At 74.2% G+C, this 23551-nt stretch carries 15 protein-coding genes; 12 read left to right on the top strand and 3 right to left on the bottom strand.

What is annotated here, in order from left to right; all coding sequences use genetic code 11:
* Window positions 1-108: 108 nt before the first annotated feature.
* From ACSDG8_RS03160 to ACSDG8_RS03140, 5 genes are all read left to right on the top strand, one after another.
* Window positions 109-855, top strand: a complete 747-nt coding sequence (locus tag ACSDG8_RS03160) for a response regulator transcription factor (RefSeq protein ID WP_043324544.1) — start codon at window positions 109-111, stop codon at window positions 853-855.
* Complete coding sequence (locus tag ACSDG8_RS03155) at window positions 833-2365, top strand: HAMP domain-containing sensor histidine kinase (RefSeq protein ID WP_439427630.1); 1533 nt, start codon at window positions 833-835, stop codon at window positions 2363-2365. Before ACSDG8_RS03160 ends, ACSDG8_RS03155 begins: the two co-directional genes overlap by 23 nt.
* A gap of 45 nt (window positions 2366-2410) precedes the next feature.
* On the top strand, window positions 2411-4852 hold the full coding sequence (locus tag ACSDG8_RS03150) for an ArnT family glycosyltransferase (RefSeq protein WP_210942649.1): 2442 nt from the start codon (window positions 2411-2413) through the stop codon (window positions 4850-4852).
* A gap of 3 nt (window positions 4853-4855) precedes the next feature.
* Window positions 4856-6079 (top strand): dolichyl-phosphate beta-glucosyltransferase, encoded by a 1224-nt coding sequence (locus ACSDG8_RS03145; RefSeq protein ID WP_439427629.1) that lies wholly within the window; start codon window positions 4856-4858, stop codon window positions 6077-6079.
* Between the two features lie 103 nt (window positions 6080-6182).
* Window positions 6183-6908: a helix-turn-helix transcriptional regulator gene (locus ACSDG8_RS03140; RefSeq protein ID WP_210942736.1), complete on the top strand. Its 726-nt coding sequence runs from the start codon at window positions 6183-6185 to the stop codon at window positions 6906-6908.
* Between the two features lie 12 nt (window positions 6909-6920).
* On the opposite strand, the gene ACSDG8_RS03135 is transcribed toward ACSDG8_RS03140, so the two are convergent.
* Entirely contained in the window at window positions 6921-7322 is a 402-nt protein-coding gene (locus ACSDG8_RS03135; protein WP_043324537.1) for a VOC family protein, read from the bottom strand.
* A 181-nt stretch (window positions 7323-7503) separates the two neighbouring features.
* Here ACSDG8_RS03135 and ACSDG8_RS03130 point away from each other — a divergent pair, with 181 nt between their 5' ends.
* The 4 genes from ACSDG8_RS03130 to ACSDG8_RS03115 all read left to right on the top strand — a co-directional run bounded on the left by ACSDG8_RS03130 (window position 7504) and on the right by ACSDG8_RS03115 (window position 12572).
* A complete protein-coding gene (locus tag ACSDG8_RS03130) occupies window positions 7504-7662 on the top strand; it encodes a hypothetical protein (RefSeq protein ID WP_013286005.1) in 159 nt (52 codons plus the stop codon).
* Entirely contained in the window at window positions 7659-9074 is a 1416-nt protein-coding gene (locus ACSDG8_RS03125) for a methyltransferase domain-containing protein (RefSeq protein WP_210942648.1), read from the top strand. Before ACSDG8_RS03130 ends, ACSDG8_RS03125 begins: the two co-directional genes overlap by 4 nt.
* A complete protein-coding gene (locus tag ACSDG8_RS03120; RefSeq protein ID WP_210942647.1) occupies window positions 9067-11112 on the top strand; it encodes a sulfatase-like hydrolase/transferase in 2046 nt (681 codons plus the stop codon). Before ACSDG8_RS03125 ends, ACSDG8_RS03120 begins: the two co-directional genes overlap by 8 nt.
* Window positions 11113-11288: 176 nt before the next feature.
* Window positions 11289-12572 (top strand): citrate synthase, encoded by a 1284-nt coding sequence (locus ACSDG8_RS03115; protein WP_210891383.1) that lies wholly within the window; start codon window positions 11289-11291, stop codon window positions 12570-12572.
* 178 nt (window positions 12573-12750) lie between these two features.
* Here ACSDG8_RS03115 and ACSDG8_RS03110 read toward each other — a convergent pair whose 3' ends face one another.
* Window positions 12751-14148: a glycosyltransferase family 4 protein gene (locus ACSDG8_RS03110; protein WP_210942646.1), complete on the bottom strand. Its 1398-nt coding sequence runs from the start codon at window positions 14146-14148 to the stop codon at window positions 12751-12753.
* Between the two features lie 315 nt (window positions 14149-14463).
* On the opposite strand from ACSDG8_RS03110, the gene glgX reads away from it, so the two are divergent.
* The 3 genes from glgX to treZ are packed head-to-tail and all read left to right on the top strand — an operon-like array spanning window position 14464 to window position 20618.
* The gene (gene glgX, locus ACSDG8_RS03105) at window positions 14464-16584 is read left to right on the top strand and encodes a glycogen debranching protein GlgX (protein WP_210942645.1); all 2121 of its coding nucleotides are present in this window, start codon (window positions 14464-14466) and stop codon (window positions 16582-16584) included.
* Window positions 16585-16587: 3 nt separating this feature from the next.
* Entirely contained in the window at window positions 16588-18888 is a 2301-nt protein-coding gene (gene treY / locus ACSDG8_RS03100; protein ID WP_439427628.1) for a malto-oligosyltrehalose synthase, read from the top strand.
* Window positions 18885-20618 (top strand): malto-oligosyltrehalose trehalohydrolase, encoded by a 1734-nt coding sequence (gene treZ / locus ACSDG8_RS03095; RefSeq protein WP_210942644.1) that lies wholly within the window; start codon window positions 18885-18887, stop codon window positions 20616-20618. Before treY ends, treZ begins: the two co-directional genes overlap by 4 nt.
* 4 nt (window positions 20619-20622) lie before the next feature.
* On the opposite strand, the gene ACSDG8_RS03090 is transcribed toward treZ, so the two are convergent.
* Window positions 20623-23439 carry an AfsR/SARP family transcriptional regulator gene (locus ACSDG8_RS03090; protein ID WP_210942643.1) on the bottom strand — a complete coding sequence of 939 codons (2817 nt, stop codon included), beginning with the start codon at window positions 23437-23439 and terminating at the stop codon, window positions 20623-20625.
* Window positions 23440-23551 lie beyond the last annotated feature (112 nt).

Below are 23551 nucleotides of genomic sequence, written 5' to 3'. Positions count from 1 at the left end.
GTGCGGAAGACCCGGCCGGACTGCCCGGATCACCGCCGGCCGGGCGCGCACAGCTGGTACACAGGAACGGGACAGCCCGGCGACAGCGGGTCCGCCCACGATGGGGGCATGGTCATGAACGGGCAGGCCGCGCAGGGCCGCATCGAGCTGCACCGACCGGACGGCGAGCCGGTGCGGGTGCTCGTGGTCGACGACGAGCCGACGCTCACCGACCTGCTCTCGATGGCCCTGCGGTACGAGGGCTGGCAGGTCGCGACCGCCGGCAGCGGGATGGCGGCGATCAGCACCGCCCGCCAGTTCCGCCCGGACGCCGTGGTGCTCGACGTGATGCTGCCCGACCTGGACGGCTTCCAGGTGCTGCGCCGCCTGCGCGAGGAGTCGCCGAGCGTGCCGGTGCTGTTCCTGACCGCCCGCGACGCCGTGGAGGAGCGCGTCGCCGGGCTCACCGTCGGCGGCGACGACTACGTCACCAAGCCGTTCAGCCTGGAGGAGGTGATCGCCCGGCTGCGCGCGCTGCTGCGCCGTTCCGGTTTCGCGGTCGCCGCCCGCCAGGAGGCGGTGCTGACCGTCGGCGATCTCACCCTCGACGAGGACAGCCACGAGGTACGCCGCGGCGACGACCTGATCACGCTCACCGCCACCGAGTTCGAGCTGCTGCGCTACCTCATGCGCAACCCGCGCCGCGTGCTCAGCAAGGCGCAGATCCTCGACCGGGTCTGGAACTACGACTTCGGCGGCCAGGCCAACGTGGTCGAGCTGTACATCTCGTACCTGCGCAAGAAGATCGACGCGGGCCGGGCACCCATGATCCACACGTTGCGTGGGGCGGGTTATGTCCTCAAGCCCGCCGAGTGAGGGCCGCGGCCGGCTGCGCCGCCGCCTGGCCGGCTGGTCGCTGCGCCGCCGGCTGGTGCTCTCCGTGGTGGCGCTGCTCGCGCTGGTCAGCCTCGGCATCGGCGGCCTGACCACAGTGGCGCTGCGGCACTTCCTGATCGACCAGATCGACAACCAGCTCAGCTTCGGCGACCGCCGCCCGGACGACCTCGAACGCTGGGCGCGGCGGGGCATGGATCCGACGCGCCCGGACCAGCGGCCCGCCCTGCCGGACTCCGACGAGGTGGCGCCCGCGCCCCCGGGCGGTTTCCCGCCGGGCTCGATCGCGGTCCGGGTGCCCGCCGCCGCCGAACCCGTCGGCCGGGTCCGGTCCGGCAACGGCGACAGCGAGGAGGTGCCCGCCGCCGACCTGACCGCGCTGGCCCGCGTACCCGTCGGCGAACGCCCGCGCACCGTCGTCGTCGGGAACCGGGGCGAGTACCGGGCGGTCGCGATGCTCTCGCCGCGCGGCGACGGCGACGTCCTGGTCCTCGCGATCCCGACGGCCCAGGTGGACGACACCGTCATGTGGATGCTCGTCGCCCAGGCCGGGGTGATCGGCGCCGGCCTGGTCATCGCCGGCGCACTCGGCACGCTCGTCGTCCGGGCCACGCTGCGCCCGCTCAACCGGGTCGCCGCCACCGCCGCCCGGGTCACCGAACTGCCGCTGGACCGCGGCGAGGTGGCCCTGTCGGTGCGGGTCCCGGCCGCCGACACCGACCCGCGTACCGAGATCGGGCAGGTCGGCGGCGCGCTCAACCGGATGCTCGGCCACGTCGCCGCCGCGCTCGCCGCCCGGCAGGCCAGCGAGACCCGGGTACGCCAGTTCGTCGCCGACGCCAGCCACGAGCTGCGCACCCCCCTCGCGGCCATCCGCGGGTACGCCGAGGTGGCCCGCCGGGGCCGCCAGGAGGTCCCGCCCGACGTGGCGCACGCGCTGCGCCGCGTCGAGTCGGAGAGCACCCGGATGACCAGCCTCGTCGACGACCTGCTGCTGCTGGCCCGGCTGGACTCCGGTCGCCCGCTCGGCACCGAACCGGTCGACCTGACCGCCATGGCGGTGAACGCGGTCAGCGACGCGCACGTCGCCGGCCCGGACCACCGCTGGCAGCTCGACCTGCCCGACGAGCCGCTCACCGTCACCGGCGACGCCCACCGGCTGCACCAGGTGCTGGCGAACCTGCTCGCCAACGCGCGGGTGCACACCCCGGCCGGGACCACGGTGACCGTCCGGCTCGCGTCCGCGCCCGGCGGCGTCGAGCTGCGCGTCACCGACGACGGGCCGGGCATCCCGGAACAGTTGCAGCCGGAGGTCTTCGAGCGGTTCGCCCGCGGCGACAGCTCCCGCTCCCGCGCGCAGGGCAGCACCGGCCTCGGCCTCGCCATCGTCGCCGCCGTGGTGGAGGCCCACCACGGCCGGGTCGACGTGGTCAGCCGGCCCGGCCACACCGCGTTCACGGTCTGGCTGCCCGAATCCACAGCCGACGCATAGCCCGTTGACGGGAGCGGGTCAGCGGGCGCTCCGAGGCTTGCCGGCATGGACAGAACCGAGACCCTGCCGACCGCGCCCACGGCCGATTCACCCGGCACCGAGCCGGCCCCTGCGCCCGCACCCCCGCAGACCCACGCCGACCGCTGGGCCCGGCCGGCCCTGCTCGGCCTGCTGGTCGCCACCGCGCTGCTCTACCTGTGGAGTCTGGGCGCATCCGGCTGGGCCAACGCGTTCTACTCGGCCGCCGTGCAGGCCGGGTCGCAGAACTGGACCGCGTTCTTCTACGGCTCGTCCGACGCGGCCAACTCGATCACCGTGGACAAGACCCCGGCCTCGCTCTGGCTGATGGCGCTGTCGGTGCGGATCTTCGGCTTGAGCAGCTGGTCGATCCTGGTGCCGCAGGCGCTGCTCGGCGTCGCCTCGGTCGGCGTGCTGTACGCGACGGTCCGCCGCTGGTACGGACCGGCCGCCGGACTGCTCGCCGGGACGGTGCTCGCGCTCACCCCGGTGGCGACGCTGATGTTCCGGTTCAACAACCCGGACGCGCTGCTGGTGTTCCTGCTGGTCGCCGCCGCGTACGCCACAGTGCGCGCGGTCGAGACTGCGAGCACCCGGTGGATCGCGCTGACCGGCGTGCTCGTCGGCTTCGGCTTCCTCACCAAGATGCTCCAGGCGTTCCTGGTGATCCCGGTCTTCGCCGGGGTCTACCTGCTGGCCGCGCCGACCGGCCTCGGACGGCGGATCCGCCAGCTCCTGCTCGCCGGGCTCGCCGTGGTCGTCTCCGCCGGCTGGTGGGTGGCGGTCGTGGAACTGGTGCCGGCGAGCGCCCGCCCCTACGTCGGCGGCTCACAGAACAACAGCATCCTGGAGCTGACGCTCGGCTACAACGGCCTGGGCCGGATCACCGGCGACGAGGTGGGCAGCGTCGGCGGTGGCGGTGGACGGCCCGGCGGCGGTGGACCGTTCTCCGGTCAGACCGGGCTGCTGCGCATGTTCGACACCGAGGTCGGCGGGCAGATCTCCTGGCTGCTGCCGGCCGCGCTGATAATGCTGGTCGCCGGGCTGTGGCTGGCCGGGCGGGCGCCACGTACCGACCGGACCCGGGCCGGTCTGCTGCTCTGGGGCGGCTGGCTGCTGGTCACCGGACTGATCTTCAGCTTCATGTCCGGGATCTTCCACGCGTACTACACGGTCGCCCTGGCCCCGGCCGTCGGCGCGCTGGTCGGCATCGGCGTCACAGTGCTGTGGCGGGCCCGTTCCGCCGAGGCGATGGCGTCCGCCGCGCAGGATTCGGCGGCACCTGGCTCGGCCACACCGGCCCGCTGGCGTGGGTTCGCCGCCACGCTGGCCATGGCCGCGACGCTCGCGGTCACCGCCTGGTGGTCCTGGCGCCTGCTCGGCCGCACCCCCGACTGGCACCCCTGGCTGCGTCCCACGGTCCTCGCAGTGGGCCTGACCGCAGCCGTCCTCCTGGCCGCGCCGGCGTTCCTCACCCGCCGGACCGTCCCGCCCGCCCCGGGCTCCCCGCCCGCCCCGGTGATCAAGGAGTTTGTGTCCGGGAACGGCGTTCAGGGTGACGCAAAGCCCTTGGTCAACTCCGAGGCGGGGGCGGCGGCGGGGCGCCGGGCCGGGTTTGCCGGGCGGGCTGTGCGGTGGGTGGTGCCGGTGGTGTCCGTCGCCGGGATCGCGGTGGCGCTGGCCGGGCCGGCCGCGTACGCGATGCAGACCGCTGCCACCCCGCACAGCGGCGCCATTCCGAGCGCCGGGCCGGCCGGAGCGCGCGGCTTCGGGGGGCCGGGTGGTGGACCGGGCGGGCGGATGCCGGGCGGCGGGGACGGGCAGTTCCCCGGTGGCCCGGGCGGCGGGAACGGGCAGTTCCCGGGCTTCCCGGGCTTCCCGAACGGCACCGGCTCCAACGGCACGGGTCCGGACGGCACCGGCCCGGGCGGCGGGGCGAACGCCGGTGGATTCCCCGGCTTCCCGGGCGGTGGTTCGGCCCCGGGCGCGCCGGGCGGCACCGGCACCGGCGGCACCGGCACCGGCGGCACCGGCACCGGCGGCGCCGGTCCGGAGGGTGGCATGGGACCGGGCGGCCGGGGCCAGCGCGGCGGGGGCATGGGCGGGCTGCTCGACGCCCGTGAGCCGAGCGCCGAGATGACAGCGCTGCTCACCGCCGACGCCGACGACTACACGTGGGTCGCCGCCACGGTCGGCTCGAACAACGCCTCCGGCTACCAGCTGGCCACCGGCCGGCCGGTCATGCCGATCGGCGGCTTCAACGGCAGCGATCCGTCGCCGACGCTCGCCCAGTTCCAGCGGTACGTCGCCGACGGGCGGATCCACTACTTCCTCGGCGGCGGCGGGTTCCGCGCCAACGGCGGCAGCAACGCCTCGGCCGAGATCGCCGCCTGGGTCGCCGACACCTTCACCGCGACCACCGTCGACGGCGTGACCGTGTACGACCTGAGCAGCGGAAAGCAGGGCTGAGCGATGACTGACACGTACGCGCCCCGGGCCGCAGTGCAGGCCCGGCCCGCCGCCGGCGGCGCGGTGCTGGACGTGGTGGTGCCGGTCTACAACGAGGAGACCGACCTCGGCCCCTGTGTCCGGCGGCTGCACGCGCACCTGACCGCGCACTTCCCGTACCCGTTCCGGATCACGGTGGCCGACAACGCCAGCGTGGACGGCATCCCGGCGGTGGCGCGGGCGCTCGCCGACGAGCTGCCCGGGGTGGGGGTGCTGCGCCTGGACGAGAAGGGACGCGGGCGGGCGCTGCGCGCCGCGTGGTCGGCCTCGCCGGCGCCGGTGCTCGCGTACATGGACGTGGACCTGTCCACCGACCTGGCCGCGCTGCTGCCGCTGGTGGCGCCGCTCATCTCCGGGCACTCGGACCTGGCCATCGGCACCCGGCTGGCGCGGACCAGCCGGGTGGTGCGGGGCGCCAAGCGGGAGGTGATCTCGCGGGGTTACAACCTGCTGCTGCGCGGCACGCTCGCGGCGCGGTTCTCCGACGCGCAGTGCGGGTTCAAGGCGATCCGCGCCGACGTGGCGGCCGAGCTGCTGCCGCTGGTACGCGACACCGGCTGGTTCTTCGACACCGAGCTGCTGGTCCTGGCGCAGCGGGCCGGGCTGCGCATCCACGAGGTGCCGGTGGACTGGGTGGACGACCCGGACAGCCGCGTCGACATCGTCGCCACCGCGCTGGCCGACCTGCGGGGCATCGGCCGGCTGGGCCGGGCGCTGGCCACCGGGGCGCTGCCGCTGGCACAGCTGCGCGCCCAGCTCGGCCGGGGTCCGTTGCCGGCCGCGCCGGCGCGCGTGCCGGCCGGCCTGCCGCGCCAGCTGGTCCGGTTCGCCGCGGTGGGCGTGGCGAGCACGCTCGCGTACCTGCTGTTGTTCCTGCTGGCCCGCGGACCGCTCGGGGCGCAGCCGGCGAACCTGCTGGCGTTGCTGCTCACGGCGGTGGCGAACACGGCGGCCAATCGGCGGCTCACGTTCGGGGTCAGCGGCCGCCGGCATGCCGGCCGGCACCACCTCCAGGGGTTGCTGGCGTTCGCGCTGGGCCTGGCCCTGACCAGCGGCTCCCTCGCCGCCCTGCACGCCGCCACCCGTCCGGGCCGCGCGCTGGAGCTGACCGTCCTGGTCGTGGCCAACCTGGCCGCGACGGCCCTGCGCTTCCTCCTGCTCCGCCTGGCCATGCACCACCGCCCCTGACCCACCCCGAACACCCCGTCGATCATGAGGTTGACGGCGCGACACGCCGGACGCCGGTGGCGTCAACTTCATGATCGACGGGGTGGGTGGCAGGGTTGAGGGCGTGTACCGGGAGTGGGAGGCAGCGGGGGTTCCGGGCGCGGTGCTGTGGAGCAGCGTGTCCGGCGGGAGCGAGACGCGGGTGCTGCCGGACGGGTGCGCCGACCTGCTCTGGTCCAGCCGCAACGGACTGCTGGTGGCCGGTCCGGACCGCACCGCGCACCTGTCGCGGTCCGCGCCGGGGGACCTGTGGATCGGGCTGCGCCTGCCGCCGGGCACCGGCCCGGCCGTGTTCGGCGTGCCCGCCGAGGAGCTGCGGGACCGCCGCGTACCGCTGGCCGACCTGTGGGGCCGCGCCGCCGTCGAGGTGGCCGAGCGGGTCGAGACGACGCTGTCCGCGCCGGCCGGCAGCGATGGAACTGACGCCGCCGCTGCCGTGCTGACGCGGGTGGCCCGGGATCGGCTGCGCGAGGCCGGCGGCCCCGACCCGCTCGGCGCGCGCATCGTCGGACGCCTGTCCGCCGGGGCCACTGTGGCCGCGACCGCCGCCGAGGTCGGCCTCGGCGCGCGGGCCCTGCACCGGCGCAGCCGGGCCCTGTTCGGGTACGGCCCGAAGACGTTGGCCCGCATCCTGCGGATGCGCCGCGCGCTGGACCTGGCCCGTACCGGCGCGCCGCTCGCCGAGGTGGCGGCGCGCAGCGGGTACGCCGATCAGGCCCACCTGACCCGCGAGGTGCGGGAGCTGGCCGGGGTGCCCCCGTCGCGGCTGCTCACCCCGGCCACCGCCTGATCGGGCGGGCGGTCAGTCGCCCGCCGGCAGCGGGGCGAACAGGTCCACGCCGTTGCCGTCCGGGTCGTGCAGGACCGCGTACCGCTGGCCCCAGAACGCGTCCCACGGAGGCAGCTCACCGTGGTGGCCGGCGGCGGTCAGCTCGGCGTACCAGCGGTCCACCTCGGCCGGGTCGGCGCACCGGAAGGCCAGGCTCATCCGGTTGTTGCCGCCGGACGGGTCGAAGTCGGGGTGGAAGCTGCGGATCACCTCGACCGTGTCCCAGGCCAGCCGTACGCCGTTCGGCAGGGTGACCTCCACGTGTCCTTCCGTCTCGGCGCCGGCCGGGATCGGCAGCCCCAGCCGCCGGTAGAAGTCGAGTGTGCGGGCCATGTCGGTGACCACGGCCCCGACGAGATCGAACTGCGGTGTCATGGCGCCACGGTAGGCGCGACCGGACCGGCCCGTCTTGAACGGATCGGACGGGGGACGAGTGGCCGGTTGTGGCCGCGCGTGCGGCGCCCGAGGCGTTACGGTGGGGGACAAGTCCGGCGCGAAGCATAAAAGCTCGCATTCCGGGCGCGCACCGACGACCGGCGACGGAAGGAAAGCAGCCGTGACCCACCTGGCCTACCTGGACGCGGGATCGGGCAGTCTCATCGTGCAGGCGGTGGTCGGCGGTGTGGCCGGAGTGGCCGTGGCCGCCAAGCTCTACTGGCGCCGCCTGGTGTCCCGGTTCCGCCGTCAGCCCAGCGACCAGGGCCCCGCGGCGTGACGCTCCACGACACCGGCGTCCGCGTCGAGCCCGGCTCCTTCCGCGACCCCGGCAACCGGGTGTTCCACCGGGGCGAGGAGGTGCTGCGCGGGCTCGACGAGCGCTCCGCCCGTGACTGGCGGGCGCTGTCCGTCACCGACTTCTTCCGCCGCGCGGCCGAGCAGGGGCAGATCGTCGCCACCGAGGAGCTGACCCCGGTCCCCGTCGACACGCCGTGGGCGGCGGTGCTGCGGCACGAACGGATCCCGTTCGTCTCGCACCCCTACGAGTGGTCGTCCGCGATGCTGCGCGACGCGGCGCTGCTGCACCTCGACGTGCTGCGCGCCGCCCTGGAGGCCGGCTTCACCACCAAGGACGGCTCGGCGTACAACGTGCAGTGGCGCGGCGCCCGGCCCGTCTTCATCGACGTCGGCTCGTTCGAGGCGTTGCGCGACGGCGAGCCCTGGGCCGGGTACCGGCAGTTCTGCCAGACGCTGCTCTACCCGCTGCTGATCCAGGCCCACCTCGGGCTGGACTTCCAGCCGTTCCTGCGGGCCCGCGTCGACGGCGTCGAGCCGGACCAGATGCGGCGGCTGTTCGGCGGCGCCCGGCGCTGGCGGGCCGGCGTGCCCACCCACGTGCATCTGCACGGCGCGATGCAGGCCCGCAACTCCGCCGCGAGCACCACCGACGTCCGCGCCCAGCTGCGCGCCGCCGGCTTCTCCCGCGAGCTGGCGCTGGCCACGGTACGCGGACTGACGAAACTGGTCCGCCGCCTCGACCACCGGCCGGGCGGCAGCCACTGGTCGGACTACCAGCGCACCTGCGCGTACTCGGTGCCGGACCGGCAGGCCAAGGAGGAGTTCGTCGACCGGGCGGTGGCCGCCACCGGCGGCGGCTCGGCGCTGGACCTGGGCGCCAACGACGGCCGGTACGCCCGCATCGCCGCCCGCCACGCCGCGCACATCGTCGCCGTCGAGCAGGACCCGGCGGTGGTCGACACGCTCTACCGCGCGCTGCGCGACGAGGGCGAGACGCGGATCCTGCCGCTGGTGATGGACCTGGCCGACCCGTCGCCCGGCGGCGGCTGGCGTGGCGTCGAGCGGGCCGCGTTCGCCGACCGGGCCCGCGCCGACACCGTCCTCGCCCTGGCCGTCGTGCACCACCTGGCGATCGGGCGCAACGTGCCGCTGCCCGAGGTGCTGGACCAGCTCACCGCGCTCACCGCCACCGGCGGCAGCCTGGTGGTGGAGTTCGTCCACCCGGACGACCCGATGGCCCGCCGCCTGCTGGCCAACAAGCCCGACGGCCTGTTCCCGGACTACCGGCGCGACGCCTTCGAGGCGCTGCTGGCCCGCCAGGGCCGGGTGGTCGCCCGCACCGAGCTCCCGTCCGGCACCCGCACGCTCTACCAGGTGGTGGTGGGTGGCTGAGCGCACCCTCGCGCCACCCCGGGACCACGCGGCCGGCCCGGCCCGGCGGGAACACCGGCTCTGGTGGCGGTCCGAGGCGGCGCGACTGGCGGAGGTGACGGCACTGGTCGGGCTGGTGGTCACCCAGCCGCTGCTCGACGTGCTCGGCCGCAGCCCCGACTTCTTCCTGTTCCACCGCGCCTCCCGCGGCGACGTGCTGCTCCTGGTCGCCCTGATCGCGCTCGCGCCGACGACGGTGTTCGCGCTGCTCGGCGCGCTCGCGCTGCCCGCCGGACGCCTCGTCCGGGCCGTCGTGCACACCGCGTTCGTCGGCCTGCTGCTCGCCGCGCTGGCGGTCCAGGTCGGCCGGCACGTCACGCCGCTTCGGGGCGTACCCCTGCTTGTCGTCGCCGGTGTGGCCGGAGCCGCCGGAGCGGCCGCGCACCGGCGGTGGCGGGCGCCCCGGCGGGTGCTGCGGGTCGCCGCCGCCGGGCCGCTGGTGTTCGTCGGCTTGTTCCTGTTCGCCTCGCCGGCCTCGGCGGTGGTGCTGCCGCGCGGCGAGGGCGGCGCGGCCGGGGTGGCCGGCGCGGGCGCGCACCCGCCGGTGGTCATGATCGTGTTGGACGAGCTGCCGCTGGTCTCCCTGCTCGGCCCGGACGGCCGGATCGACGCCGAGCGCTACCCGAACTTCGCGGCACTGGCCGACGGGTCGACCTGGTACCGCAACGCCACCGGCGTCAGCGGCTGGACGCCCTACGCGCTGCCCGCGATGCTCACCGGGCGCTACCCGGAACGGGGCGTGGCGCCGCACTACTCGCAGTACCCGGACAACCTGTTCACCGCGCTCGGCGGCCTGTACCGGATCAAGGCCGAGGAGAGCATCACCCGGCTCTGCCCGCCGAGCCGCTGCGAGCAGGCAACGACACCGGAACAGGGGCTCGGGGTGCTGGTCCGGGAGAGCGGCAAGCTGATGGGCCGGATCGCCGCGCCGGTGGACAGCCGCGTCGACCCGGAGGACTCCTACCGCGAGCGGACCGCCGCCGAAGCGGGCCTGGACGCCGCCGAGCCGGTGCCGGACGACCCCAAGTTCCGCTGGGACACCCTGGACGACAACCAGCCGGCCCGGTTCACCTCGTTCCTGGCCGGGCTGCGCCCCGACCCCCGGCCCACGCTGCACTTCCTGCACCTGCTGATGCCGCACTCGCCGTGGGCGTACCTGCCGTCCGGGGCGCACTACGCCGCGCCCGAGGACCTGCCGAACGACGGGCCCGGCTGGGTCGACCTGGCCCGCGCCCGGCACCTGGCCCAGCTCGGCTACACCGACCGGCTGATCGGCGAGACGCTGCGCACGCTGCGCGCCACCGGCCTCTACGACAAGTCGCTGGTGGTGGTCACCGCCGACCACGGCGTGAGCTTCCGGCGGGACTGGCAGGGGCGGGGAATGGACGCCATCGACCACGCCGCGAACGAGGTGGCCTGGGTGCCGATGTTCGTCAAGAAACCCGGCCAGCGCGCCGGCCGGGTGGACGACCGCAACTGGGAGCACGTGGACCTGCTGCCCACGATCGCCGACGAGACCCACATGCGGGTGCCCTGGCGGATGGACGGCCGGTCCGCCGCGGCCGCCCCGCGCGAGCGGGCCGACAAGCGCTTCTACGACCGCCCCGGCCAGCCGGTGACGATCACCGGCGGGGTGCCCGCCCCGCTCCCGCCCGTTCCCGTCGACCCGCTCGTCGGCACCCGGGTCGCCGACGTGCCGGTCGGCGGATCCGCCACGGTGGCCGACCGGGGCGCGTTCGACGCCGTCGACCCGGCGCGCGGCGGCCTGCCCGCGCTGGTCTGGGGGACGGTCCCGGACGACGTGCCCGACGGCGCCCGGCTCGCCGTCGCGGTGAACGGCACGGTCGGCGCGGTGGTGCCCGTGGTGCCCCCGGACGCCGGCGGGCGGCGGTTCGCGGCGTTCCTCCCCGACGACCGGCTCTTCGCCGCCGGCACCAACCGGCTCGACCTCTACCGGGTCGGCGACGACGGGTCGCTGCGGCGGCTCACGCTGTCGTGACGGGCCCTCCGCCGGCGCCCATGGTCGCGCTCCCAACCGGTTTCCGGACCGCCTGGCCGGGAAACAGGTGACGCACACCTCACCCCGAAACCATGACGAGCGGTGTTCTCCGCGCCGTGATTACGGTAGAAGCGAAGGCAATTCAACGAAGATCTTGCCGGCGAAGCGAGGAACAGATGACGGAAGTCAAGCTCGACCACCCCGGTGGGCAGCTGTCGATGCCGGTGCAGTCCGCGGTTGAGGGCCCCGCCGGGATCGGGGTGAGCAAGCTGCTCAAGGAAACCGGGATGACCACGTACGACCCCGGTTTCGTGAACACCGCGTCCTGCTCGTCCGCCATCACCTACATCGACGGTGATGCCGGCATCCTGCGGTACCGGGGTTACCCGATCGACCAGCTGGCCGAGAAGTCCTCCTTCCTGGAGGTCTCCTACCTGCTGATCTACGGTGAGCTGCCGACCCAGACGCAGCTGACGGAGTTCAGCGAGCGGATCCGGCGGCACTCGCTGCTGCACGAGGAGATGCGCCGGTTCTTCGACGGCTTCCCCCGTGACGCGCACCCGATGGCCGTGCTCTCCTCGGCCGTCAGCGCCATCTCCACCTTCTACCAGGACAGCCTGGACCCGTTCGACTCCGAGCACGTGGAGATGTCCACCGTGCGGCTGATGGCGAAGGTCCCGACCATCGCCTCGTACGCGTACAAGAAGTCGATCGGCCAGCCGCTGCTGTACCCGGACAACTCGCTCGGCTACGTCGAGAACTTCCTGCGGATGAACTTCGGCGTGCCAGCCGAGCCGTACGAGGTCGACCCGGTGATCGCCCGGGTGCTGGACATGCTGTTCGTCCTGCACGCCGACCACGAGCAGAACTGCTCCACGTCGACCGTGCGGCTGGTCGGCTCCAGCAACGCCAACCTGTTCGCCTCGGTCTCGGCCGGCGTGAACGCGCTGTTCGGCCCGCTGCACGGCGGCGCCAACCAGGCCGTGCTGGAGATGCTCCAGAAGATCCACGCCGACGGCGGCGACGTCCGCTCCTTCGTGCAGAAGGTGAAGGACAAGCAGGACGGCGTGAAGCTGATGGGCTTCGGGCACCGGGTCTACAAGAACTACGACCCGCGCGCCGCCATCGTGAAGAAGGCCGCCCAGGACGTGCTCGGCCGGATGTCCAAGCCGGACCCGCTGCTGGACCTCGCGGTGCAGCTGGAGGAGATCGCGCTCGCCGACGACTTCTTCGTGTCCCGCCGGCTCTACCCGAACGTGGACTTCTACACCGGCCTGATCTACAAGGCCATGGGCTTCCCGACCAAGATGTTCACGGTGCTGTTCGCGCTGGGCCGCCTGCCCGGTTGGATCGCGCAGTGGCGCGAGATGATCAACGACCCGGAGACCAAGATCGGTCGCCCGCGGCAGATCTACACCGGCGCCACCGAGCGGGACTACGTCCCCGCCGACAAGCGCTGAGCGTGCAAGGAAGGGCCCCTTGTTAACGCCTCCGGTAGAGGAGGGGCCCCCTTTTAACACGCGGACCACGAAGGCCGCCGACCCGAGCAGGGTCGGCGGCCTCCGTCGTGTGCACCGGGGTGGAGGGCGTTAACAAGGGGCCCTTCCTCTACCCCAGGCGTTAATAGGGGGCCCTTCCTTACCGCAAGCCGGCGGCGGTGAGGAGGTTGCCTTCGGGGACGCGCGGCGTGGGCTGGCCGTGGGCCATGCGGTGCTGGGCGCGGGTGGCCGTGAAGGACGGGTCGGCGGCGATCGCGGCGGCGTACGCGCCGGCGGTGCGGGACGCGATGGCCGCCCAGCCGTACCGCTCGTGGACCATGGCGCGGGCCCGCCGGGCGAGCACACGGGCCCGGTCCCGGTCCGACAGCAGCGCGTGCACCGCCTCGGCGAGCCCGTCCGGGTCGTGCGGGGCGAACGTCATCCCGGTGACGTCCGGCTCGACGATCTCGGCCAGCCCGCCGGTACGGGCCACCGCCAGCGGCGCGCCTGCGGCGGCCCCCTCCAGCGCCACCATGCCGAACGGCTCGTAGATGCTGGGCACCGCGAAGCAGTCCGAGGCGGCCATCACGGCGGGCAGGTCGGCGCCGCCGAGGAACCCGGGCATGCTGACGGTGCCGCCCAGCCCGAGGCGGTGCACCTCGGCTTCCAGGTCCGCCCGGTACGGCCCGTCGCCGACGATCACCGCGCGCAGCCCGGGGTGCCGGTCGCGCAGCCGGGGCAGCCCGGCCAGCAGGTGCTGCACGCCCTTCTCGTACACGAGGCGCCCGGCGAACGTGACCAGCGGGCCGTCGGCGGCGAACCGGGCGCGGGCGGCGGCGACCGCCGACGCGGGCACCCGCCAGCGGTGCGGCTCGACGCCGTTGGGCACCACGTCGACGCGGGCGGCGTCCACGCCGAACAGCGCGCCCACCTCGTCGCGCATGTAGCCGGAGCAGACGATCACGCGGCCGGACTCGCCGGCGAGCCAGTGCTCGACGCCGTGGATGGTGCGGTTCATCTCCTCCGGCAGCCAGCCCTGGTGCCGGCCCGCCTCGGTGGCGTGGATCGTGCTGACCAGCGGCACGTCCAGGTGCTCGCGCAACGTCATCGCGGTGTGCGCGACCAGCCAGTCGTGGGCGTGGATCACGTCATAGGCGCCGGAGGAGGCGGCGCGCAGCGCGGCCCGGGTCAGGGTGTGGTTGAACGCCATGGTCCAGGCCAGCAGCGACCCGGTGGCCAGGGGGAAGGTGACCGGGTCCTCGGCGGCTCGGACGATGCGCACACCGTCGGCGTACTCCTCGAGGGGAGCGCCCTCCGCGTGGCGGGTGACGACTGTGACCTCGTGCCCGGCGGCGGCCAGCGCCACGGACAGCGCGTGGACGTGGCGGCCGAGGCCGCCGACGAGCACCGGCGGGTACTCCCACGACAGCATCAGGATGCGCCGGGTCCGGGGCGCGGCCCCGGCCGGCGACGGCGGGGCCGGGCGGGAGGTGAGAGTGGGCCGGTGGAGCCGGTCCGTCGCGGTGGCGGGCTGAGCGCCGACCCGCAGAGTGGTCACGTCGATCTCCGTCCATGCATGGTGAGGCACGCCGGCAGCGATGGCGGCGTCGAGCGGTGGTGGGGGATGGCCGAACGGCCGGGCGGGCCCGCGGGCGCAGGTCCGGATCCAGGAAAGTCCATCGGCGGCCGACGCGCATCTCGAAAAGGGCGATCGTGACGGATGACACCCGAACGTCTATCCGTTCTCAGGAGGGTGGATTCGGTTACGGTCCGAACGGGTGGATTGGCCGCGGCGACGACTGGGCATCACCGGCGTGCGCATCGGCGGTTCCCCCTGTCCGATGCGCTCACGATCATGGGCCGAAGGAGCGACATGCAGGTCTGGCCGGGCGAGAGCTACCCCCTCGGCGCCACGTACGACGGGATGGGGACCAACTTCGCGATCTTCTCCGAGGTGGCGGAGAAGATCGAGCTCTGCCTGTTCGACGAGTGGGACATCGGCACCGAGCGCCGGGTGGAGCTGCGCGAGGTCGACGCGTACGTCTGGCACGCCTACATTCCCGGCGTCGAGCCCGGCCAGCGTTACGGCTACCGGGTGCACGGCCCGTGGGACCCCGCCAACGGGGTGCGCTGCAACCCGCACAAGCTGCTGCTCGACCCGTACGCGAAGGCGGTCGACGGGGAGGTCACCTGGCATCCGTCGGTCTACGACTACGAGGTCGGCGGCGACCCGGACCGGATGAACGACACCGACTCGGCGCCGTACATGCCGAAGTCGGTGGTGGTGAACCCGTACTTCGACTGGGGCAACGACCGGCCGCCGCGTACCCCGTACCACCACTCGGTGATCTACGAGGCGCACGTGCGCGGGCTGACGATGCGTCACCCGGGCATCCCGGAGGAGTTGCGCGGCACGTACGCGGCGATCGCCTCGCCGGTGATGATCGAGCACTTCAAGCGGCTCGGCGTGACGGCGGTGGAGCTGATGCCGGTGCACGAGTTCGTGCACGACCACCGCCTGGCGGACCTGGGGCTGCGCAACTACTGGGGCTACAACACCATCGGCTTCTTCGCCCCGCACCACGGCTACTCCGCGCTGGGCCGCCTCGGCCAGCAGGTGCAGGAGTTCCGGGGCATGGTCAAGGCGCTGCACGCCGCCGGCATCGAGGTCATCCTCGACGTGGTCTACAACCACACCGCCGAGGGCAACCACCTCGGGCCGTCGCTGAGCTTCAAGGGCATCGACACACCCAGCTACTACCGGCTCTCGGAGTCCGACCGGCGCTACTTCGTCGACTACACCGGCACCGGCAACAGCCTCAACGTCCGCAGCCCGCACTCCCTGCAGCTGATCATGGATTCGCTGCGCTACTGGGTCACCGAGATGCACGTCGACGGTTTCCGGTTCGACCTGGCGGCCACGCTGGCCCGCGAGTTCTACGAGGTGGACCGCCTGTCCACGTTCTTCGAGGTGGTGCAGCAGGACCCGGTCGTCGGCCGGGTCAAGCTCATCGCCGAGCCGTGGGACGTGGGCCCCGGCGGCTACCAGGTCGGCAACTTCCCGCCGCAGTGGACCGAGTGGAACGGCAAGTACCGCGACACCGTACGCGACTTCTGGCGCGGCGAACCGGCCACGCTCGCCGAGTTCGCCTCCCGCATCTCCGGCTCCGCCGACCTCTACCAGGACGACGGCCGCCGCCCGTTCCACAGCATCAACTTCGTCACCTGCCACGACGGGTTCACGCTGGCCGACCTGGTCTCCTACAACGACAAGCACAACGACGCGAACGGCGAGGACAACCGGGACGGCGAGAGCCACAACCGGTCCTGGAACTGCGGCGTCGAGGGGGAGACCGACGACCCGGGCGTACGCGCGCTCCGCGCCCGGCAGCGGCGCAACTTCCTGGCCACGCTGATGCTGTCCCAGGGCGTGCCGATGCTCGGCCACGGCGACGAGCTGGGCCGCACCCAGGGAGGCAACAACAACGCCTACTGCCAGGACAGCGAACTCGCCTGGGTCGACTGGGACCGGGCCGACAGCGAGCTGCTGGACTTCGTCCGCCGGCTCACCGAGTTCCGCAACCAGCACCAGGTGTTCCGCCGCCGCCGGTTCTTCACCGGCCTGCCGGTGGGCGGCCGGGCCGCCGGCTCCGGGCTGCCGGACCTGGCCTGGTACACCCCGGACGGCCGGGAGATGACCGGCGAGGACTGGGGCAACGACTTCGGCCGCTCGGTGGCCCTGTTCGTCAACGGCGACGGCATCGGTGAACGCGGCCAGTACGGCCAGCGCCACCGCGACAGCTCCTTCCTGCTGCTGTTCAACGCGCACGACGCGGCGCTGGACTTCACGCTGCCCGGCGAGGAGTTCGGCAGCCGGTGGGAACTGGTGATCAACACCGCGGAACCCGACCCGGAGAAGACGACACTGGTCGAGGCGGGCGGCACTGTGTGCGTACCGGACCGCTCGCTGCTGGTCCTGGAGAGGACGGCCTGACCCATGCCCGCCACCCCCCGCTCGACCTACCGGGTCCAGGTGCGGCCCGGCTTCGACCTGGACGCCACGGCCGAGCTGGCGGGCTACCTCGCCGCGCTCGGCGTCACCCACCTCTACACCGCGCCCCTGCTCACCGCCACGCCCGGCTCCGCGCACGGCTACGACGTGGTCGACCACCGCGCGGTCAACCCGCAGCTCGGCGGCGAGGCCGCCCGGGCGCGGCTGGTCCGGGCGCTGCGCGCGGCCCGGCTGGGCCTGGTCGTGGACATCGTGCCCAACCACGCCGGCGTCGCCCGACCCGAGGCCAACCCGGCCTGGTGGGACGTGCTGCGGCGGGGACGCGACTCGGCGTACGCGCGCTGGTTCGACATCGACTGGGACCGGGGACGGCTGCTGCTGCCGGTGCTCGCCGACACCGCCGGCGCCCTGGACGACCTGAAGCTCGTCGACGGGGAGCTGCGCTACCACGAGCACCGCTTCCCGGTCGCCGACGGCACCGGCGACGGGACGCCCCGCCAGGTGCACGACCGGCAGCACTACGAGCTGGTGAACTGGCGGCGCGGCGACGCCGAGCTGACGTACCGCCGGTTCTTCGCCGTCTCCGACCTGGCCGGCCTGCGGGTGGAGGACCCGGAGGTGTTCGACGCCACCCACGCGGAGATCCTGCGCTGGGTCGACGCGGGGGAGGTCGACGGCATCCGCGTCGACCACCCGGACGGGCTGCGCGACCCGGCCGGCTACCTGGCCCGGTTGCGCGCCGCCGCGCCGGAGCGCTGGCTCGTGGTGGAGAAGATCCTGGAGTACGGCGAGGACCTGCCGGACTGGCCGGTCGACGGCACCACCGGCTACGACGCGCTGGCCGCCGTGTCCGGGCTGTTCGTCGACCCGGACGCCGAGGCGGACTTCACCACGCTGGACGGCCGGCTCACCGGGCGGCACACGTCCTGGGAGGACCTGACGCACGCCACCAAGCTGGAGGCCGCCACCCGGCTGCTGGCCGCCGAGCTGACCCGGCTGGCCGCGCTGGTGCCCGAACTGCCCGGCGAGCAGGTCCGCGCCGCCCTCGCCGAGCTGGCCGCGTGCTTCCCGGTCTACCGCGGCTACCCGCCCTCCGGCGCTCGCCACCTGGCCGCCGCCCGCGCCGAGGCCGGCCGTCGCCGCCCCGACCTGACCGGCGTGCTCGACCAGGTCACCGCGCGGCTGCGCGACCCCGGCCACGAGCTGGCCGCCCGGTTCCCGCAGCTGACCGGCGCGGTGATGGCCAAGGGCGTGGAGGACACCGCGTACTACCGGTGGAGCCGGTTCGTCGCGCTCAACGAGGTCGGCGGCAGCCCGGCCCACTTCGGCGTGCCGGCGGCCGAGCTGCACCGCTTCGCCGCCGCCCGGCAGGTGCGCTGGCCGGCGAGCATGACCACGCTGTCCACCCACGACACCAAGCGCGGCGAGGACGTCCGCGCCCGGCTCGCGGTGCTGTCCGAGCTGCCCGGCCGCTGGGCCGAGCGGGTCGCCGACTGGATGTCGCGCGCGCCGCTGGCCGACCCCGCGCTGGCCCACCTGCTCTGGCAGACCGCCGTCGGGGCCTGGCCGATCGAACGGGAGAGACTGCACGGGTACGCCGAGAAGGCCGCCCGGGAGGCGTCGGTCGCCACCAGCTGGGCCGACCCGGACCCGGCTTTCGAGCACGAGCTGCACGCCCTGGTCGACCGGATGTACGACGACCCGGAACTGCACGCCCAGATCACCGCGTTCGCCGCCGAGATCACCCCGCCCGGCTGGTCCAACGCGCTCGGGCAGAAGCTGGTCCAGCTCGCCATGCCCGGCGTGCCCGACGTCTACCAGGGCACCGAGCTGTGGGAGAACTCGCTCGTCGACCCGGACAACCGGCGGCCTGTCGACTTCGCCGTACGCCGGGACATGCTGGCCCGGCTCGACGCCGGCCGGCGGCCCGAGGTGGCCGCCGACGGCGCGGCCAAGCTGCTCGTGGTGTCCCGGACGCTGCGGCTGCGCCGCGACCGCCCGGACCTGTTCGGCGGCTACCGGCCGGTGCCGGTCCGCGGCCCGGCCGCCGCGCACGCGGTGGCCTTCGACAGGGGTGGCGCGGTCGCGGTGGCGACCCGGCTGCCGCTGCGGCTGGCCCGCTCCGGCGGCTGGCGGGACACGGCGCTGTCACTTCCCGTTCACGAGCGCACCGACTTGTTCACCGGACGGGTCTACAGTGGTTCTGAGCTGCTCCTCGATGATCTGCTGAGCACCTATCCCGTCGCCCTCCTCGCACCCACCGACTCTGTGGAGGCCGCCGCATGACCGAGTTCACGGTGTGGGCGCCCGACGCCGCCCGGGTGCGGCTGCGCCTGCCCGGCGCCGCCGACCACGCGATGCGTCAGGGGCCGGACGGCTGGTGGCGGGTCGAGGTGCCCGGCACCGGGCCGGGCACCGACTACGCGTTCCTGCTCGACGACGACGAGCAGGCCCTGCCCGACCCCCGCTCGGCCTGGCAGCCGGCCGGCGTGCACGGGCCCAGCCGGCTCTACGACCACGCCGCGTTCGACTGGACCGACTCCGCGTGGACCGGCCGGCAGCTGCCCGGCAGCGTGCTGTACGAGCTGCACATCGGCACGTTCACCCCCGACGGCACGTTCGACGCGGCGATCGCCCGGCTCGACCACCTGGGCGACCTCGGCGTGGACATGGTCGAGCTGCTGCCTGTGAACGCGTTCAACGGCGAGTACAACTGGGGCTACGACGGCGTCTGCTGGTTCGCCCCGCACGAGCCGTACGGCGGCCCGGACGGCCTCAAACGGTTCGTCGACGCCGCCCACGCCAAGGGCCTGGGGGTGATCCTCGACGTCGTCTACAACCATTTCGGGCCCTCCGGGGCCTACGCGCCGCGGTTCGCGCCGTACCTCACCGAGCAGAGCAACACCTGGGGCCGCACCGTCAACCTGGACGGCCCGCACTCCGACGGGGTACGCCGCTACATCGCCGACAGCGTGCTGGGCTGGCTGCGTGACTACCACGTCGACGGGCTGCGGCTCGACGCCGTGCACGCCATGCCCGACGGCCGGGCCGTGCACTGGCTGGAGGAGGTCGCCGCCGAGGTGGAGGCGCTGTCGACGCACCTGGGCCGGCCGCTGTCGCTGATCGCCGAGAGCGACCTCAACGACCCGCGCCTCATCACGCCCCGGGAGGCGGGCGGGTACGGCCTGCACGCGCAGTGGAACGACGACGCCCACCACGCGCTGCACACGCTGCTCACCGGCGAGCGGCAGGGCTACTACGGCGACTTCGGCTCCCTGGAATGCCTCACCGACGTGCTGACCGGCGGGTTCTTCCACGCCGGCACCTGGTCCAGCTTCCGCGGCCGCAGCCACGGCCGCCCGGTCGACAGGCAGCGCACGCCCGGCTACCGCTTCGTGGCGTACCTGCAGAACCACGACCAGATCGGCAACCGGGCCACCGGCGACCGGATCTCCGCCACGCTGTCGCCCGGGCTGCTGCGCGTCGGGGCGACGCTGCTGATGACCGCGCCGTTCACGCCGATGCTGTTCATGGGGGAGGAGTGGGCGGCCACCACGCCGTGGCAGTTCTTCACCAGCCACCCCGAGCCGGAGCTGGCGACGGCGGTCGCCACCGGCCGCAGGCGCGAGTTCGCCGACCACGGCTGGGCCACCGACGACGTGCCCGACCCGCAGGACCCGCAGACGTTCCTGCGCTCCCGGCTCGACTGGGCCGAGCTGGACAAGCCCGAGCACCACGAGACGTACGACCTCTACCGGCGGCTGATCGCGCTGCGCCGCTCCCGGGCCGACCTGTCCGACCCCCGGCTGGACCGGGTCGACGTACGCCACGGCGACCGGTTCCTGGTGATGCGGCGCGGCGACACGCTCGTGGTGGCGAACCTCGCCGACCGGGCGCAGCGGATCAACCTGCCCGGGGTGGTACGCCGGGTGCTGCTCGCCACGTCCGAGGGCGTCACGGTGATGCGTGACGGCATCGAGCTGCCGCCCGAGTCGGCCGCGGTCGCGGCGCTCTGACCGCTCACCGGTGAAGTTTGCGCCGTACCGCCTCGGCGTCGGCGTGACCGAGCTCCTCGTACAGCGCGAGTGACCGCCGCCAGGCGTCCCGGGCCGCGTCCGCCCGCCCGGCCGCGGCCCACGTGTCGCCCAGGTGGTCCAGCACGATGCCTTCGGCGTGCCGGTCACCGATCTCGGCGAACAGGGCGAGGGCCTGCCGGTAGCAGTCCACTGCGTGCTCGTACTCGCCGAGGTGGTGGTGGGCGAAGCCGATGCTGTCCCACGTGTTCGCCTGCCCGTACGCGCTCCCGGCCTGCTCGGACAGGGCGAGCGCGCGGCGGCAGAACGTGATCGCGTCGTGGTGCTCGCCGAGCTGCGAGTGGTACCAGCCGATCGCGTTGAGCGCGACCGCCTGCTTGAGCGGGCTGCCGACCCGTTCGTAGAGGGCGAGGCTTCGCCGTGCGTGCGGCAGGGCCTCCCGGGGCTGCCGCCGCCGGTCGTGCAGCATGCTGAGGTCGAAGTGGGTGTGCGCCCGCCCCTCGTCGTCGCCCAGCGCGGCGAACAGGTCCAGCGCGGCGAGCAGGTTGCGCTGCGCCTCGTCGTACCGGCCGAGGTTGGAGCAGGCACCGGCCAGCAGCCGGTGCGCCTGGGCCTGCGCCGGGCGGTCGCCGGACCGCCGGGTCGACTCGACCGCCCGGCGGGCCACTGTGGCCCAGTCGTGCCAGTGGCCCTGCCTGTCGAAGTAGGTGGCCAGGGTCCACGAGAGCTGCCCGGTTTCGGCGTCGAGGCCGATGCCGGCGGCGTACTCGATGGTCGCGAGCAGCACCTGGTGTTCGCCGGTGAACCAGGCCAGCGCGGCCGCCAGGTCGTCGAGCCGCTGCGCTGTCACCCCCGGCGCGGCGGGCGCCAGGGTCAGCGGGTCGCGCTGCGGGGACAGCAGCAGCGCGGCCGCGTGCGCGGTGTGCAGGTGGTGGTCGACCAGCCGGCGCAACGCGGACCGGGAACCGGCCGGGTCGCCTCTCGCCCGCTCGACCGCGAAGCTGCGGACCAGGTCGTGCATGCGGTACCGGCCGGCGACGTGTTCCTGCACCAGGTGCGCGTCGAGCAGCTCGCGCAGCGGCGGGCGCAGCTGCTCCGGCGTACGGGCGGTCAGGCTGGCCGCCGCGGCCCGGCCGATGTCCGGGCCCGGGGCGAGGCCGAGCAGCGCGAACACCTCGGCCGCGGCCGGGGTGAGCGCCGCCAGCGAGCGGGACAGCACCACCCGCAGGTTCGTCGTCATCTCGTCGCCGGCCAGCGCGTCCAGCGGGCTGACTGCCGTGGTCAGCTCGGCCGCGACGGACGACAGGGCCAGGTCGGGGTTGAGCGCGGCGCGGGCCGCCACGATCCCGAGCGCCAGCGGCAGGCCCCCGCAGAACCGCAGGATGGCCGCGACGGCGTCCGGTTGTTCCGCCACCCGCGCGGCGCCCACCTGCCGGGCGATCAGCTCGCGGGCCTCGTCGTCGGGCAGCACGTCCAGCGGCAGCGGTCGCGCGCCGTGGGTGGTGACGAGACCGGCCAGCTGCCGTCGGCTGGTCACCAGGACCGCGCTCGTGGGGGTGCCCGGCAGCAGCGGGATCACCGTGGCGGCGTCGCGGGCGTCGTCGAGGACCACCAGCAGCCGGCGGCCGGCGACGAGCGTGCGGTACAGCGACGCCTGGGCCTCCGGGTCGGCCGGGACACGCGCCGGTTCGACGCCGAGCGCCTCCAGGAAGCCGCGCACCGCGACCGGCCACCCCACCGGGGCCGAGGTCGGGTCGAAGCCGCGCAGGTTGACGTAGAGCTGCCCGTCGGGGAAGCGATCGGCGTTGGCGTGCGCCCACCGCAGAGCCAGCCAGGTCTTGCCGACGCCACCGCCGCCACCGATGGACGAGATCACCACCGGTGACCCGGCGCCGTCCGGGCGTCCCGCGTCGCCGAGTTGTTCGTCGAGGCGCGCGAGCTGGGCGGTCCGGCCGGCGAAGACGCCTGGTGACGCGGGTAGCTGCCGGGGCACGGCGTCCCCGTCCCGTGCCGTGCGGGTGGCCGTCGCGCTCGGTTCTTCGCCGCCCGCCGGGTCCGGCGGCGCGATCGCCGCGTCGGCGGTGAGGATCTGCTGGTAGAGCTGTGCCAGTGGCGGGCTGGGATCGGCGCCGATCTCGGCGGCCAGCCTTCGGCGCAGCCGGTGGAAGTGTTCGAGGGCGTCGGCCTGCCGCCCGCACCGGTACAACGCGAGCATCGCCTGCGCCGCCAGGCGCTCGTCCCACGGGTGCCGGCCGCTCAGATCCAGCAGGTCGGGGAGAAGGCGGGCGTGCGCGCCCCGGCGCAGCGCGATGTCGTTGCGGTCCAGCGCGGCCGCGAGCCGCTGCCGGTCGAGGGTCTGCCGGTAGGCCGCCAGCCAGGGCGTGGTCAGCCCGTCGAACGCGGCGCCGCGCCACAGCCCCAGCGCCCGCTCCAGGCAGCCGATCGCCGTCGCGTCGTCCCCGGTGCGCCGGGCCTGCTCGGTCAGCGCGCGGAAGCGGTGCAGGTCGACGCGGTCCGGGTCGACGGCGAGCAGATAGCCGGGATGACGCCGGACGATGCGTACGTCGTCCGTGTCGGCCAGCGCCTGGCGGAGCCGGGACAGGTAGCCACGCAGCGTGGCGGCGGCCCCGTCCGGCACCTCGTCGCCCCAGACCCGGCTGATGAGCTGTCCGGTTGCGACGACACGGTTGGGCTCGACCAGCAGAGCGGCGAGGACGCACTGTTGACGGGCGTGACCGATCCGGACCGTCCGGCCGTCGACCCGGACGTCCAGGTCGCCGAGCACCCGGAACTCCACCGCCACGGACTGTCACGGTAGCCGCGTGCGGTCATGGTCGGACCCGGCTTGACGACGATCCGACAGGCGGCGACGCGACGGTGCGCGGGGCCCGTTCTCCGGGCCCCGCGCCGTCGCG

This window comes from Micromonospora sp. LA-10 (genome assembly GCF_051853095.1).
Taxonomy (GTDB): domain Bacteria; phylum Actinomycetota; class Actinomycetes; order Mycobacteriales; family Micromonosporaceae; genus Micromonospora; species Micromonospora echinospora_A.
This window is presented reverse-complemented; position numbering and strand designations above follow the sequence as displayed.